Below are 15353 nucleotides of genomic sequence, written 5' to 3'. Positions count from 1 at the left end.
ACTTTATAGTAGGTAGACGAAAAAATGGACCCAAATAGGGTCCTTTTTTTATCAGTAATTGCTCTTTTAACAGGAATTGACTGTTTCAGATTGGATTTATAAGATCTGAAGTATTTGAGAGGGTGAAGACTGTGATTTTTAATATTAATAATTTGTATAGTAAGCTTATTGATAATAGTTCACCTTCTAATATTCGAAAACTAACGATTGCGATTATAATATTAACAGTTATCACAGCAGAGCTTAGAATGCATCCCTTTGACTCTTCTTTTCGATTTGGTTTAGGGGTAATCACCTTTGCTTTTGCTGCCCTTTATATACGTCAAATTTCATTATCTACATTAACCTTTGGAGTAGCAATTGCTATACTAACATTTCGTACATTAGGAGATTTCTACTTTTCAGGTGATGTGTTAGAAGCATTATTAACTAATATACCTGGTGCTGTTTATTATTTAACTTTTGGAATATTGATAAAATTAACTAATGTTAACAAGTATTATAGTAACCCATTAGTTCAAGGGATAATTTTGGGTGTGATTGATTTTGGATCTAATGTTATTGAACTGACTCTTAGATGGTTACTTATTTATGAACCGATATTTTCTACATCACTATCACTAAAACTTATTGAATTATTTATAGTTGGATTTCTTAGAATGATAATTGTCACAGGGGTTTACTCGTCAATTAGACAGTATCATTTAGAAGCTATTAATAATGTAGAAAGACAGAAAAGAAGAGAAATATTACTTTTAACTAGTAATCTTCAATCAGAGGTATTTTTTGTTCAAAAGTCTAGTAAGGATATTGAGAGACTTATATATGATGGTTATAGTCTTTATGAACAATTACTAGAAAATGAAAAGCCAGAGCTAGCTAATATGGCACTTAACATATCAACTAATAGTCATGAAATAAAAAAAGACTATGACAGAATTATTAGTGGACTAAGAAGTCTATTAAAACCACCTTCCTTAAAAGGAAATACTTTTACTGAACTTGTAAAGTTAATGACAGAAGCTAATATTGATTATGCACAAAAAATGGGAAAAGAAATTGATTTTATAACTGACTTAAGAGTGGATTTTTACCCTACTAATCCCATGATGATCGTATCAATCATTAATAATTTAGCTTCTAATGCTGTTGAAGCAATTAATTATAAAGGTCAAATTAAAATAATTGCATTATGTAATAATGAGTCAAATCTTCAAATATCTATTAGTGATGATGGTCCTGGGCTAACTGAAGAAAAGCAGAGATTAATTTTTAGAACAGGCTACTCTAGAAAAGGAAATTGTATAGAGAAACGCTCAACCGGCCTTGGACTAACACATGTTGATAATTTAGTATCTTATCTACATGGAAGTATCAATATTAATAGTGCTATTGAAAAGGGTACTACAATGTTAATTACATTTCCGGTAGAAACAGTTGTTAAGGAGTGGTATTTTGGGGAAACGAATAGATCAGAAAAATACCCCCTATAAATTTTATATTGTTGATGATGATCCTGTTGTGTTAGATCAACTTCGAGAAATAATTGAATTTAAACAATTAGGTGTAATAGTTGGTGAGGCAGGTGATGGTGAAGTAGCCATAAAAGAACTATTAGAGTTAGAAGCGGATATAGTGATAGCTGATCTATTAATGCCACAATTAGATGGAATATTTTTAACTAAACAATTATCTCAAAAAGGATTTAGTGGTGATGTGATAATTTTATCCCAAGTTACAGATAAAAAGTTAATTACTAAAGCTTATGAATCAGGGATAGAATTTTATATTTCTAAACCAATAGATGAACGTGAAGTTATTTCAGTAGTAAGTAAAGTCTTAGAAAAACAACAGCTAAAATCTATTCTATCTAAGATACGAGAAACTGTGATTTTTTCTAATACCGATGATCTACTTTCTAAAAATAATTATTCAATTAATGAAATTGATTATTCAATAGCTGATATTAAAGAAACTTCTGAAAAAACACTTGCTTCTTTAGGAATATTAAACCATATTGGAAGTACAGACATTATAGAAACTATGGATATTTTAATGAATGCATCAACAGAAAAATCTTTACACCTTTTACAAAACCTAAAAGAGCTTTATAAGGAAATCGGTACAAGGATTAAACAAAAAGAATATCAAGTAGCAGTATCTGAAAAAGCTATTGAAAGACGGCTTAGAAGGGCTATAGAATATGCAGCTTTAAATATAGCTGCATTAGGAGTAGATGATTATCATCACCCAAAGTTTGAAAGGTTTTCATATAATTGCTTTGATTTTCTTGAACTACGAAAAGCTATGCAAACTATGGACCGTGGAGAACAACCATCTATAAAGATAAATGTCAAAAAGTTTTTAGAGGGATTGTCTAGAGATATTTATAATCAGATAAATAATATTGAGTAAATAGAGTAAAAGTTCCTTTTTAAGGAGCGATTACTCTATTTTTAAAATATTTAAAAAAATTAAAAAATATTTAGTATATTTTTGTATGTTTTTGTTCCTTTTGAGTAGTTATAGGTTAAAGTAAAGATAGAGTAATAGAATTAAAGTTAAAGGAGGTCTTTTAATGAAACGAACATCACTTTATCTGGTCTTATCACTATTCCTAGTGATAGCCGGAGCTATGGCAGTTACTGGTTGTGATGAGAGTGAACGGTACGCTATAGCAACTGGAGGTAGTGGAGGAGTTTATTATCCACTTGGTACAGCAATGTCTAACATTTTAAATGATGAACTAGAAGGGGTAGATATCAGTGCTGAATCAACAGGAGCTTCAGTTGAAAATGTAAACTTAACTGCGAATGAAGATGTTCATTTAGCTCTAGTACAAAATGATATTTCATATTATGCTTATGAAGGAATAGAAATGTTTGATGATGAGGAACCAATGGAAGAATTGAGAGGTATGGGGACTTTATACCCTGAAACTATTCAAATTGTAGCTGATGCAGGTGAAGATATTGAAACTGTAGAGGATCTTGATGGTAAGAGGGTAGCAGTAGGTGCACCTGGTAGTGGTACAGAAGCTAATGCAAGACAGCTTTTAAATGCTCACGGTATAACTTATGATGATATCGAAGCAGATTATTTATCGTTTTCTGAAGCTTCTGACAATTTAAGGGACGGACATTTAGATGCAGCATTTGTTACAGCTGGTACCCCAACAGCTTCTATAACTGATTTATCTACTACTCATAATATAGACCTAGTATCAATTTCAGAGGAGATGAGTGAAGAAATACAAGAGGATTATCCTTATTATGCAGAAGTTACTATTGATGAAGGAACTTATAGTGATGATCAAGAAGATGTTAGAGCTCTTGCTGTAATGGCTATGATTATTGTACATGAAGATTTACCTGAAGATATTGTTTATGAAATGACTAAAGGAATCTTTACTAGCACAGATGAACTAGGAGAAGCACACGAAAGAGGTTATGAAGTAACAGCAGAAGATGCTCTAGAAGGTATGTCATTAGAACTTCACCTAGGGGCTGAAAGATTTTTCGATGAACAGTAATGTTTGTTAGAACTAGAAAGCCCATTCTAGCTTTTGTTCTAATAGCTATTGTTACAATTTCACTTATAAGTAGAAGTCCTGGGTTAAAAATAGTTGACCAACAAGGGGATATATTAGTTCAAGTAATAAGATTAGATAAGGTGTTATTAAAGTATACACATTCTGCTATGAAAACACCTGTAGAAGATATTTATACTTTTGATCAAGAAGAAATGAAATTAGTACACTCTAAAAGTGTTCATAAGTCTTTAGGAGCAGGTTTTGAATTTAAATCAGGTGATTTGGGAGAACTTACAACTGAAAATGGGAGATTTATCTTAAAGGGTATTAATAAACCCTTTGAAGTACTCACTTTTAGATATGGGGAAACCGCTGATCAAAAAATTATAATTAAAGATTCTGATGAAAAAAAAACAATAAACTTATCAGAACATGTTGCACCAGGTGAACAAGTTAAAATTAAACCAACTTACATTTGGCGGTTTCCTCTAGAAAGGAGGGTAAATAGTGAGTAATAACTTAACAGAAAATAATATGAACAGTGAAAGTGAGGCTGAAGAAGTAGATTCTACTAGAAATCTAACTGATAAATTAGGTAAAATCGTTTTTGTAATTGCAGTAGTTATGTCCTTATTTCATCTTTGGACAGCAGCAACAGGAATTATGATAGCGCATAAGCAACGTGCTGTTCACCTATTATTTGTATTAGTGCTTGGGTTCTCTTTATACCCAGCTAAAAAGAATAAAAAAGATGCAAAAATACCTATTTATGATTGGGTCTTTATAGGTCTTAGTGTAATTATAAATTCTTATATTTTAATTTTCTATGAAGATTTAGTAAGAAGAGGTGCACAACCTACAACTCTAGATATGATTATGGGGATAGTAACTATCATTTTAGTGCTTGAAATGACTCGTAGATCTATTGGACCTGAGTTACCAACAATAGCTATAGTATTTTTGGCTTATGCTTTACTCGGTCATGTTATACCTGGACGACTTGGTCATATTGGCTATGATTTAGATCGAATAGTTAATCAAATGTATATGACAACAGAAGGGATCTTTGGTGTTCCTTTAGGGGTATCAGCGACCTTTGTGTTTCTATTTATTTTGTTTGGTGCCTTTTTAGAGGTGACAGGTGTCGGGCAGTTCTTTATTGATTTTGCATTTTCTATAGCCGGACATCTAAAAGGAGGCCCTGCAAAAGCAGCGATAATTGCAAGTGGTTTTATGGGCTCAATTTCAGGTAGTTCTATCGCAAACACAGTTACTACCGGTTCCTTTACAATTCCGTTAATGAAACGAGTAGGTTATCACCCTAACTTTTCAGGTGCAGTAGAAGCTGCTGCTTCTACTGGTGGTCAGATATTACCACCAATTATGGGTGCTGCAGCTTTTATAATGGCAGAATTTACTGGGATTGCTTATGTGCAAATAATAGTAGCAGCTTTAATACCTGCTATGTTGTATTATCTAGGTGTACTGACAATGGTACATTTAGAAGCTAGTAAACAAGGTTTGACTGGACTTTCGAAAAGTGAAATCCCAGACTTTAAAAAAGTTATTAAAGATGGTTTTCACTTGATAATCCCAATAGTTGGTATTGTGATCTTACTAGTGATTAGATCACCTTTAGCAGCAGCTTATTACAGTATTTTATTAGCAATATTCAGTAGTTTACTAAGAAAACATACTAGAATAGACCTAAAAAAGATATTATATGCCTTAGAACAGGGTGCTAAAAAGGCTATTGGTGTAGCAGCTGCATGTGCATGTGCAGGTATTATAGTTGGGGTAGTAACCTTATCAGGGTTAGGTACTACATTTGCAAACTTAGTTATTAATTTGGCTGGTGGATATTTACTATTAACATTGTTTCTAACTATGATTGCGTCTATCATCCTTGGTATGGGTCTACCGACAACAGCTAAATACATTATATTAGCTACTATGGCGGTACCGGCTCTTACTGGTTTAGAAGTTCATCTTTTAGCAGCACATTTATTTGTATTGTATTTTGGTGTGGTAGCGGATGTAACACCTCCTGTGGCTTTAGCTGCTTATGCGGGTGCTGGAGTAGCAGGTGGAAACTCATTTAAGACAGGGGTAAATGCCTTAAAGCTTGGTCTAGCAGGATTTATCATTCCATACGTATTTGCTGTTTCACCTACGATCTTACTAATTGATACAACTTTCTTACAAGCAACTATTGCTATTATTACAGCAGTATTAGGAGTAATCGGTTTAGGAAGTGCTGTACAAAAATATCTTATTACACATACTAAATTTTATGACCAGGTTCTTTTTTTACTCTCAGCTTTAACATTATTAGTGCCTGGAATTACTTCAGATATCGGAGGAGTAGTTTGTTTTGGATTAGCACTAGGAATTCAATATATGAGAAAAAAACAGGATCAACAAGTTACATCTTCAGAAAGTGCTTAAAATGTGATGATTAAAAGGCTCACTCCTTGTATGAGGGGTGAGCCTTTTAATCATTAAATGAAACAATTAAGAGAACTAAAACTTATGCAGATAAAACTAATGAGATTATAGAAGTAGTTCCAAATTAGACTAGAATAATTGTTTTAAATGATTCATTAGAGGCAGCACGTGTAGGAATATAGTACAGATAAACTATATAAACAATGAAATTGAAGGAATTAGTGATTTGACTGAAAGTTAATCAGGAGATACAAAAAGAAGTATTAGCAATTATGCTAAAAATAACAAGTGTAGCAGCTGATTTCAAAGATATGTCTTATAATATAAAAGAAGATAAGTATTAGTACATATAAAAAGGCCCATAATAGGGCCTTTTTATATCGTAGCTAGGTTACCTGGTAAAATTAATTGAATCTAACTCAGTAGTCATTACTTGATTTTATTCAGGGAAGTATAACCTTCCTTGGCTATCCCATTCATATCCAGCATCTTTTAATATTTCTCTTGCTTTATCAATATCAAAAGGATACTCTTTAACATCATCATTTCTCCACATTTCATTACCTGTTGAGATTGGTTGACCTGGACCAGCTATATCACCATATCCATATAATAGAATATCTACAATTTCTTCAAGGTTTACAGCATGAGCAACAGCTTTTCTCATCGAAGGGTCATTAAATGGTTCTGCTGAGTTATTTAGACCGAGATAATCAAATCCAATATCTGGTTCATAAACAACATTTAAGTGCTCTAGATCTTCAGCTCGACTTACATATTCTGGATCAAATGTATTTTCATTTATGTCAGCTGTTTTATTTTCTAGTGCTCCAAAAACACCTTCAGAGTGACCATATTTATCATATCTGATGGCTTCAACATCAATCTCATCTGCTTTAAAGTAATCTTCATTTTTAACTAATCTAATGTATTCTCCTCTTTCCCAGTTATCAAACTCAAAAGGTCCACTTCCAACTACATATTCATCGTTTGTAAATTGTGAAGGGTGATCAAGATTTTTTTCTTCCATGATGTCAGCCCAAATATGTTCAGGTAAGATTGGAATTTGACCTAGTGTGTTTGTTATGAAAGGAGCATATGGTTCTTTTAGGTTAAACCTGATAGTGTTATCTTCTAATAATTCTATTCCTTTAATGGGTCGCAAGAAAGCATCAAAATATGGCAAGCCTTCTTCTATCATGTAATCAAAAGTAAATTTAACATCTTCAGGTCTAACCGGGTTATCGTCATGAAACTCTAAATCATCTCTTAATACAACATCCACAACAGTATCTTCCTTTACTTCTAGCTCTTTTGCAGCCCAGGGTTGTGGCTCAAAATTTTCATCTAATCTAACAAGTTTATCATAAACCAGTCTTAAAAATTTCCATTCATAAACAGTATCAGCAGCAAATGGGTTAAAGGTATCAAAATTAGTAGAGTTAGCAATTACAAATTCTTTGTCGTCTGTAAGTGGCTTTGCTTCATAAGGAAACTGTTCATTGAAAATTCCTTCTCCGGCCATACTAGGAAGGTTACCCCATCTTTCATTATTGTAGCCTTGAATCTCATCCCTATAATACATTGTAATGTCAGGTACTTCTTTTGCTAAAAGTTCTTGTGCATCCATAACAATTTCCTGTCTACTATCTAGATCCATCTCTCTTCTTTGAGCTGATGCGAGTTCATCATATTCATCACTTTTAAAAGCACTTGAGTTATTACCACCATCTATAGCTTGTGAAGAATGGTATAGAGAATATAAGAACATATCAGGGTCAGAACGTTCTACACGCCCACTCCAACCAAGCATATATGCTTCAAAATCCTTATTATCAGGGTCTGATAGTACTCTATTAACTAGTGAATTAAATTCTTGTGGCTGTACATCTACTTCTAAACCAAGCTCACCCCACCAATCTTCAATAAGTAGAGCTGCTTCGTTTCTGATTGGATTATCATCAGCTGTTGAAGTAACTAGTCTGATTTCCGGAACTAATCTATCCGGATCAAGATCATCAGAAGTTGCTTTTTCTCCTCCACATCCGATAAAGAATGCAGATAAGGAGAGAATTGTCATTAAAACTATTAACTGTTTAAAATTTCTCATAATATTGACCTCCCTCAAATAATTTAATCTAGTCTAACTTAAGTTTAATTGCTCGAGTTATCACCACCTTTATCTGCTAGTAGACAAGCTACATAGTGGCCTTCACTAACTTTAACTAGCTTCGGGTCTTCTTTTTTACATCTATTAGTGGCTTTATTACATCTAGGAGAGAATCTACAACCAGAAGGTAAATCAATCTGGTCAGGTAATTCTTCTTCAATCCCTGCACCTTCTCTAGAAATTTCTGGATCAGGAATTGGTACAGAGGCTATTAGAGCTTTAGTATAGGGGTGTACAGATTTATCAATTACATCTTTAGTAGGACCAATCTCAACTATTCTTCCAAGATACATGATAATAGTGCGATCACAGATATATTTAATAGTTGAAAGGTCATGAGATACATAAAGCATAGAAAGGCCCATTTCATCTCTTAGAGATTTTAATAGGTTTAGTACTCCTGCTCTAATTGAAACATCTAACATAGATACAGGTTCGTCAGCTACCATTATCTTAGGATCTAATACAATCCCTCTTGCGATAGCTACACGCTGTCTTTGTCCTCCTGAAAGTTCATGAGGATAGCGATACATATATTTTTCAGCTGGTCTGAGCTCAGCTTTTTCAATAGCTTCTTTAATTTTTTGTAATCTCTTCTCAGGATCTTTATAGCCATGAATTAATAGTGGTTCTTCAATTGTTCTCTTAATAGTAAACCTTGGGTTTAAGGTTCCATATGGGTCTTGAAAGATCATTTGACATACTTTTCGAAAGTTTTTTAATTCTTTTCCAGCTAAATCAGATGTTTCTTTTCCTTTATAAATTATTTCACCTGAAGTGGGATCTTGAAGTTGGGTTATAATCTCACCAGTAGTTGTCTTACCTGAACCACTTTCTCCTGCTAATCCGATAATCTCACCTTCGTGAATGTTAAAAGAAATGTCATCAACTGCTTTTACATATCTCTGTTCTTTTTTTAGAAGAGAATATAAAAAACCACTTTCAACAGGGTAGTATTTTGTTAAATTATTAACCTCAATAATTGGTTTTTTAGTGGCTTTAGTCATCTTATACCACCCCTCTTTCTTCTTGGCGTCTTTTTACTGCATCCCATGTTTCTTTTAGTTTACTTTCTTCTTTAAATTTTTTGTAAGAGTCAATATAATGACAAGCTACATAATGTTCTTCTCCCACCTGACTGATAGTAGGTTCTTCTAATTCACATTGTTCATCACCAAAAGGACATCTTTCAAAAAATCTACAACCTTTTGGTGCATCTACTAGATCCGGTGGAAAACCTGGAATTGAAATTAGTTCCTTTTGATCTAGTTGAATACTTGGAAAAGCATTTTGTAGTCCTAAAGTATAAGGATGTCTTGGGTCATTGAATATTTTGTTTGTAGGGCCAAGTTCCATTACCTTACCTGCATACATAACACAGGTACGTTCACATGTTTCTGCAACTACAGAGATATCATGTGTTATAAATACCATAGAACTTTTATGACTTTTTTGGATCTCTACAATTTTATTTAAGATCCTATCTTGAACTACCACATCAAGTGCGGTAGTAGGCTCGTCAGCTATGATTAATCCTGGGTCTAAACAAAGAGCCATAGCTATAACAGCACGTTGCTTCATACCTCCACTCATCTGATGAGGATAAGCCTTTAGTCGTTTTTTTTCTAGACCTACTATATCAAAAAGTTCTTCTGCTCTTTCTCTAGCTTCTTTTTTAGAAATATTTTTATGAGCTCTCATAGCTTCTATAATTTGATCACCAACTCGGTAAACGGGGTTTAGAGCACTCATAGCACTTTGAGAAATCAAAGATATTTCATTCCATCTAAATTTTCGTATCTCTTCTTGTGATAGTTTTGATAAATCTTGTCCTTTGTAGATAATTTCTCCACCAGCTATTCTTCCATTTTTGGGAAGTAGGTGCATTACAGATTTAGCGGCAGTAGTTTTTCCACAACCACTTTCACCTACAAGCCCTAGATTTTTTCCCTCTGGAATCTCAAAACTAACATCATCAACAGCTTTTAAGTCTCCTTTAGTTGTTTGGTAATATATTTTTAAGTTATTTACTTCTAACAAAGACATTTCTATCGCCTCCTTAAACGGGGGTTAACCGCTACTTCAAGTGCCCTTGATGAAAAGAATACAGCTAATAATGTTAAGGAAATAGCAACACCAGGAGGAACTATCCACCACCACGCCTCACGGACGGCACCTGATATAAAGGCTTCTTGAAGCATCTGTCCCCAGCTGGTGGAATTTGGATCACCAAATCCGATAAAACTTACACTGGCTTCTGCTAAAATAGCCCAAGCCATCATTAAAGACATTTCTAAAAGTATTAGTGGTAGTACATTAGGTAATACGTACAAGTATATGATCCTTAAATTACTTGCTCCTGCTACTTTTGCAGCTTTAACATAAGGTCTTTGTACAACTGTTAGAACTTGGGATCTAATAATTCTTGCAACAGTTCTCCAGACAAGTAAAGAAATTGATAAGATTATATTTCCTATACTTGGCTCTAAAAGAGCCACTAATATGATTACAAAAGGTATAAATGGTATAGCATACATAATATCAACAAATCTCATAAGAAGAGTATCTACCCATCCACCATAATAACCAGCAAAAAGGCCTATATGTGTACCTATAATGGTTACAAAAAAGGCAGCTAAAATACCAACCATAAGAGCTATTCTTGAACCTAAAATTAGCTGGCTAAATACATCACGACCATAATTGGTTGTTCCAAATAGATGATCCCTAGAAGGAGGTTCAACTCTTCTAACCTCATTATTTTCATCTCTATTTATTTCACTAGGGTCATGAGTAGCAATATAGGGTGCAAATATGGCTACCAAAAAGAAAATTAATAACATACCAATACCAATAAAAGATAGTTTATCTTGAGATAATACATTGTAAGTTGATTTAAAAAGGTTTTTAAATGTTTCAACAAATGAAAAAGAGTTTACTTTTGGGTTAGCAGGTTTTGGTTCCATTTAATTCACCTCACTTTATAGCTTATTTATATACAACCCTGGGATCTAGATAACCGTATAACATATCGGCAATGAAGTTCATAATCATAATAAGTCCTGCCATCATTAAAAAGGAAGCTTGTGCTACTGGATAGTCGTGGCGCTGGGCTGCTAGCACAATTTCTTGACCAAGTCCAGGCCAACCAAATACATATTCTATTAACACCTGACCACCAATTGCCATCCCTAAAAACAAGGCTCCTTGAGTTACTACTGGTAGTAGAGCGTTTCTAGCAGCATGAACATACATTATCCTAGCTTTTGTTAAACCTTTGGCTTCTGCCATTTCTACAAAATCTTCTCCCATAACTTCCATCATAGTATTTCTCATTATCAACATTGGTTGAGCTAAGAAGTATAGTGAAGATACAGTCATTGGTAGAATTAGATGTCGTAAAAAATCAAGATTGATATAACGGTCCATAAAACCTTCAGCTACATAACCTGCGGTTCTCATACCTGAATGGGGGAACCATCCTAAATTAAAGCTAAATAACATTATAAAAAGCATCCCAACAAAGAATGGGGGTAGCGCTCTAAAAATTAAACCAGTAGTTATTCCAAAGGCCTCAAACTTAGTACCTCGATACCAAGCAAGAAGTACCCCACCTAAAGTACCTATTGTATAAGCTACTATCATAGATGAGATCATTAAAATAAGTGTGTTCCAAATCATATCTCCAATTACCATAATGACAGGTCTAGAATAATGAAAAGAAATTCCAAAATCTAATTGAGTTAAATTACCTAAATATCTAAAATACTGAACGTGTAGGGGTTCATTAAGTCCAAATCGTTCTAAAAGCATTTCTCTTGCTTCAGTTGACCAACCAGGCTCTATCATAGCTGTTGTAGGATTACCTGGAAGGAGTCTAAATAAGAAAAAAACCACTGTAGCTACTATAAACATACTGATTATCATTTGAAACAAACGTCTAATTATAAATTGCTGTGTACCCATATAATTCACCACCTTTTCATGTAATTACAAAAAAATGTTTTAACTGAATATAAATTGACCACCCCCCAGTTAATTTTTAAATATTTTAAAAATTATTTAGGCTATGAGCCTATAAATTATTTGTTGTAGATAAAAAAGTATATAAAAAAGCCCCCAAAGCGTAAGTAGGCCCATGATGGAACCTACCGCTGGAGGCTTTTATCCTCACGGTGTAGCATCTTCAATTAGATGCTTTGTACCCCTTGGACCAGTCATCTTGAAGATCGGAACCCTAGGTACACTCCCATGTGAAATATTTGTTATTTATATTTTAACGAAGCAAAGCGTTTCCTTGTTAAAGAATTATAAACACACAGTTTATTTTTGTCAATATGATTTTAGAAAATTATATATTTTTTAATTGGTAGTTATATAAGTGTCAAATTGACAGTAATTAAAAACTGTCGAATATATCGAGTGTATGATAGAAGGTTATTCTCTGAGAAAGTCCGTTGACTTAATCGGCAACATCACTCACGTCACCTTAGTTATTGGAGACACAAACTATTATCATCGTTAAAACTAATGGATATATCAAATTTCGAGGGTATCGTTGAAATGGATGAGACCTATTTCCTTTACTCAGAAAAAGGACAAAGAAAAATTAAAGACAGAAAGAAAGCCACGCAAGCGTGGTGGTTCTGCAAAGAAACGTGGTATAAGCAATGAACAAGTATGTGTATTGGTTGCAAGGGACCGTAACAAGACCACTTTTTCGGAGATATCAGGTATGGGTAGATTAACAAAAGACCAATTGGACAAAGCCATCGGGCATAGGCTTTCAAATAAAAATATACTATGCACGGATGCTTGGCGTGCATTTAAAACATATGCTTCTGAAAAGGGAATGGATATTTACCAATTCAAGTCCGATGGTAAAATTCGTACTAAGGGGCTTTACCACATCCAAAACGTGAATAATTATCATAGAAGACTAAAAGGATGGAAACAACGATTTAATGGTGTTGCAACCAAGTATTTAAACAATTACCTTGCTTGGTTTCAGGTCTTGGAAAGTATCCAACATCAAAGAAATGAAATTACGATGAATGATTTGATTATTAAAGGGAATTTAATAGAAAACAGGGAAACATATGATACACTTAGGTTAGCTAAAATTCACGACATAATCGCCCTTACTTATTTAACTTAGCATACGAAATGTGTGGGTTTAGTAAGTTCAGTATGAAAATATTTAAAATGACGTAACAAGCAAATATCAGCCTTTAAATAGGTTTTTTATGTTATTGAAAAGCGATAAGGAGGTTTTAGGATGAGTAAAAAAACTATTTTGATTTCGTGAGTTAAATATTCCAAGAAGCACACTTTACTATAGAATGAAAGCTTTAAACATAAATAATTAAATTTTAAACATGCCTCAAGTGTAGTATCACTTGGGGCATGTTTTTTTAATCCAAAAAGTGACGGGAAGTAAATTCTTTTTTTTGGAAATGAGCGATAAAAAAAGGATTTAGAAAAAGACTGTCGAATTATAATCTCGAGTACTAAGACAAATGAGGACAAAAAGTGTTAGATTTAGTATCAATGATTTACTGTTCATTGAAATTTGACTTATAGGGGTGGAAGTTTATGATCGAGCTATCTAATGTAAACAAATTTTACGATAAGAATGTCGAAGCTTTAAAAGAGGTTAATGTGAAAATTGATAAGGGTGAATTTGTGTTTTTAGTAGGCCCCAGTGGAGCAGGTAAATCAACCTTTATTAAACTTCTCTATAGAGAAGTGCTTCCTTCGTCGGGTAAGGTGATGATAAATGGTTGGAATGTGACAGAGATGAAAAAACGACATATTCCAAAATTAAGAAGAAGTATCGGGATCGTTTTTCAAGATTATCATCTACTCACTGGTCGTTCTGTGTATGAAAATGTAGCTTTTGCTATGAGAGTTGTTGAAGCTTCAAATAAAGAAATTAGAGAGAGAGTGCCGAAACTTTTAGATATGGTTGGACTTAGTCATCGAAAGAATCAAGAAATAGACAAGCTATCTGGTGGAGAAAAACAAAGGGCTGCAATTGCTAGAGCGTTAGTAAACCAACCCTCTATTTTAATAACTGATGAACCCACAGGTAACCTAGACCCAGAAACTTCTGATGAGATTATGGATCTTCTTAAGAAAATAAATGTGCAAGGTACTACTGTTATTATGGCAACACATGATAGAGAAATTGTAGATAGGATGCAAAAAAGAGTAATAAGAATCGATCAAGGTAAAGTTGTTAGAGATATGGCAAGGAGTGGTTATGGTTATGAAGTTTAGAAGCTGGATCTATTTTATAGGAGAAGCGTTTAAAAGTGTATTTAGAAATGGTTGGATGAGTTTTGCATCAGTAGGGGTGGTAACAGTAACCTTACTGATACTTGGTGTGTTTATGATTATTAACTACAATGTTGAACACATCACAGAAGAGATGCGTAGTCAGGTTGAGATTGCAGTTTGGTTAGAAGGTGATTTAGAGGATAATGAAGTTGATGACATCAGAAGAGAATTAATAAAAACTGATGGAGTTGAAAAAGTGAAGTTTGTTTCAAAAGATGAAGGACTTGACCGAATGAAAGAACAGATGGGTGAACAAGTTGTTCAGGGTTATTATGAAGATCCTGAAAAAAATCCTTTACCTAATATGTTTGAAGTAAGTACTTTAGAACCTGAAGCTGTGCCACAAGTAGCTGAAAAGATACAACAATATAGTGAAGTTGAAATGGTCGATTACGGAGAAGAAGTGGTAGAAACATTGTTCCAGGTAACAGATGTCGTTCAATATATAGCATTTATTTTAATGATTGCACTAGCATTAACTGCAACTTTTCTGATTGCAAACACTATAAAGCTAACAGTTTATGCTAGAAGTGAAGAAATCAAAATAATGAGATTAGTTGGAGCTACTAATTGGTTTATAAGGTGGCCTTTCTTATTAGAAGGATTATTACTTGGTTTTTTAGGATCAGCTATACCTGTTTTACTTTTAAGGTATGGTTATGTAAATCTAATGCAGTGGTTATATGATAATACAGCATTTTTTACTACTGGATTTTTAGATTTACAACAACCAGAAGCTATTTTCGAGAATATGGATATTACATTAATAGCACTAGGGACAACTTTAGGTGCTATTGGTAGTATCTCATCATTACGTAAGTTTTTAAAAGTCTAAAATAAATAAGTCTATAAAAAGGGGGC

General features: G+C 33.5%; 12 protein-coding genes and 2 pseudogenes. 9 read left to right on the top strand and 5 right to left on the bottom strand.

Features of this window, described 5'->3' with window-relative positions:
- Positions 1-131 precede the first annotated feature (131 nt).
- The 5 genes from CDO51_RS07170 (at position 132) to CDO51_RS07150 (ending at position 5980) form a co-directional block, all read left to right on the top strand.
- On the top strand, positions 132-1493 hold the full coding sequence (locus CDO51_RS07170) for a sensor histidine kinase (RefSeq protein ID WP_089023621.1): 1362 nt from the start codon (positions 132-134) through the stop codon (positions 1491-1493).
- Positions 1456-2415, top strand: a complete 960-nt coding sequence (locus CDO51_RS07165; RefSeq protein ID WP_158212371.1) for a DNA-binding domain-containing protein — start codon at positions 1456-1458, stop codon at positions 2413-2415. Before CDO51_RS07170 ends, CDO51_RS07165 begins: the two co-directional genes overlap by 38 nt.
- Positions 2416-2578: 163 nt before the next feature.
- On the top strand, positions 2579-3532 hold the full coding sequence (locus CDO51_RS07160; RefSeq protein WP_089023619.1) for a TAXI family TRAP transporter solute-binding subunit: 954 nt from the start codon (positions 2579-2581) through the stop codon (positions 3530-3532).
- Entirely contained in the window at positions 3532-4047 is a 516-nt protein-coding gene (locus tag CDO51_RS07155; protein WP_089023618.1) for a DUF1850 domain-containing protein, read from the top strand. The genes CDO51_RS07160 and CDO51_RS07155 overlap by 1 nt, the downstream gene beginning before the upstream one ends.
- Positions 4040-5980, top strand: a complete 1941-nt coding sequence (locus tag CDO51_RS07150; RefSeq protein WP_205842139.1) for a TRAP transporter permease — start codon at positions 4040-4042, stop codon at positions 5978-5980. Before CDO51_RS07155 ends, CDO51_RS07150 begins: the two co-directional genes overlap by 8 nt.
- A gap of 439 nt (positions 5981-6419) precedes the next feature.
- Here CDO51_RS07150 and CDO51_RS07145 read toward each other — a convergent pair whose 3' ends face one another.
- From CDO51_RS07145 to CDO51_RS07125, 5 genes are read right to left on the bottom strand one after another with little or no spacing between them, the layout of a single operon-like run.
- Positions 6420-8090 carry an ABC transporter substrate-binding protein gene (locus tag CDO51_RS07145; RefSeq protein WP_089023617.1) on the bottom strand — a complete coding sequence of 557 codons (1671 nt, stop codon included), beginning with the start codon at positions 8088-8090 and terminating at the stop codon, positions 6420-6422.
- 44 nt (positions 8091-8134) lie between these two features.
- Entirely contained in the window at positions 8135-9157 is a 1023-nt protein-coding gene (locus tag CDO51_RS07140; RefSeq protein WP_089023616.1) for an ABC transporter ATP-binding protein, read from the bottom strand.
- Between the two features lies 1 nt (position 9158).
- The gene (locus CDO51_RS07135) at positions 9159-10196 is read right to left on the bottom strand and encodes an ABC transporter ATP-binding protein (protein ID WP_089023615.1); all 1038 of its coding nucleotides are present in this window, start codon (positions 10194-10196) and stop codon (positions 9159-9161) included.
- A gap of 2 nt (positions 10197-10198) precedes the next feature.
- Positions 10199-11116 (bottom strand): ABC transporter permease, encoded by a 918-nt coding sequence (locus tag CDO51_RS07130; protein ID WP_089023614.1) that lies wholly within the window; start codon positions 11114-11116, stop codon positions 10199-10201.
- A 22-nt stretch (positions 11117-11138) separates the two neighbouring features.
- Complete coding sequence (locus tag CDO51_RS07125; RefSeq protein WP_089023613.1) at positions 11139-12116, bottom strand: ABC transporter permease; 978 nt, start codon at positions 12114-12116, stop codon at positions 11139-11141.
- 442 nt (positions 12117-12558) lie between these two features.
- Between CDO51_RS07125 and CDO51_RS07120 the strand changes: the two are divergent.
- From CDO51_RS07120 to ftsX, 4 genes and pseudogenes are all read left to right on the top strand, one after another.
- Positions 12559-13308 (top strand): annotated as a pseudogene (locus CDO51_RS07120) (IS1595 family transposase); the annotation flags it as partial.
- 145 nt (positions 13309-13453) lie between these two features.
- A pseudogene (locus CDO51_RS15360) lies at positions 13454-13519 on the top strand (helix-turn-helix domain-containing protein); the annotation flags it as partial.
- Positions 13520-13745: 226 nt separating this feature from the next.
- A complete protein-coding gene (gene ftsE, locus CDO51_RS07115; protein ID WP_089023612.1) occupies positions 13746-14432 on the top strand; it encodes a cell division ATP-binding protein FtsE in 687 nt (228 codons plus the stop codon).
- Positions 14422-15327: a permease-like cell division protein FtsX gene (ftsX, locus tag CDO51_RS07110; RefSeq protein ID WP_089023611.1), complete on the top strand. Its 906-nt coding sequence runs from the start codon at positions 14422-14424 to the stop codon at positions 15325-15327. Before ftsE ends, ftsX begins: the two co-directional genes overlap by 11 nt.
- Positions 15328-15353 lie beyond the last annotated feature (26 nt).

Source organism: Natranaerobius trueperi (genome assembly GCF_002216005.1).
GTDB lineage: Bacteria > Bacillota > Natranaerobiia > Natranaerobiales > Natranaerobiaceae > Natranaerobius_A > Natranaerobius_A trueperi.
The sequence above is the reverse complement of the archived record's forward strand: the minus strand, read 5'-3'. Positions and strand labels throughout refer to the sequence as shown.

Bases quoted from the DNA above. Each gene is read 5' to 3' on its own strand.
- ftsE (WP_089023612.1), top strand. From the start codon at position 13,746: ATGATCGAGCTATCTAATGTAAACAAATTTTACGATAAGAATGTCGAA.
- CDO51_RS07140 (WP_089023616.1), bottom strand. From the start codon at position 9,157: ATGACTAAAGCCACTAAAAAACCAATTATTGAGGTTAATAATTTAACA.
- ftsX (WP_089023611.1), top strand. From the start codon at position 14,422: ATGAAGTTTAGAAGCTGGATCTATTTTATAGGAGAAGCGTTTAAAAGT.
- CDO51_RS07135 (WP_089023615.1), bottom strand. From the start codon at position 10,196: ATGTCTTTGTTAGAAGTAAATAACTTAAAAATATATTACCAAACAACT.
- CDO51_RS07130 (WP_089023614.1), bottom strand. From the start codon at position 11,116: ATGGAACCAAAACCTGCTAACCCAAAAGTAAACTCTTTTTCATTTGTT.
- CDO51_RS07155 (WP_089023618.1), top strand. From the start codon at position 3,532: ATGTTTGTTAGAACTAGAAAGCCCATTCTAGCTTTTGTTCTAATAGCT.
- CDO51_RS07145 (WP_089023617.1), bottom strand. From the start codon at position 8,090: ATGAGAAATTTTAAACAGTTAATAGTTTTAATGACAATTCTCTCCTTA.
- CDO51_RS07125 (WP_089023613.1), bottom strand. From the start codon at position 12,116: ATGGGTACACAGCAATTTATAATTAGACGTTTGTTTCAAATGATAATC.
- CDO51_RS07160 (WP_089023619.1), top strand. From the start codon at position 2,579: ATGAAACGAACATCACTTTATCTGGTCTTATCACTATTCCTAGTGATA.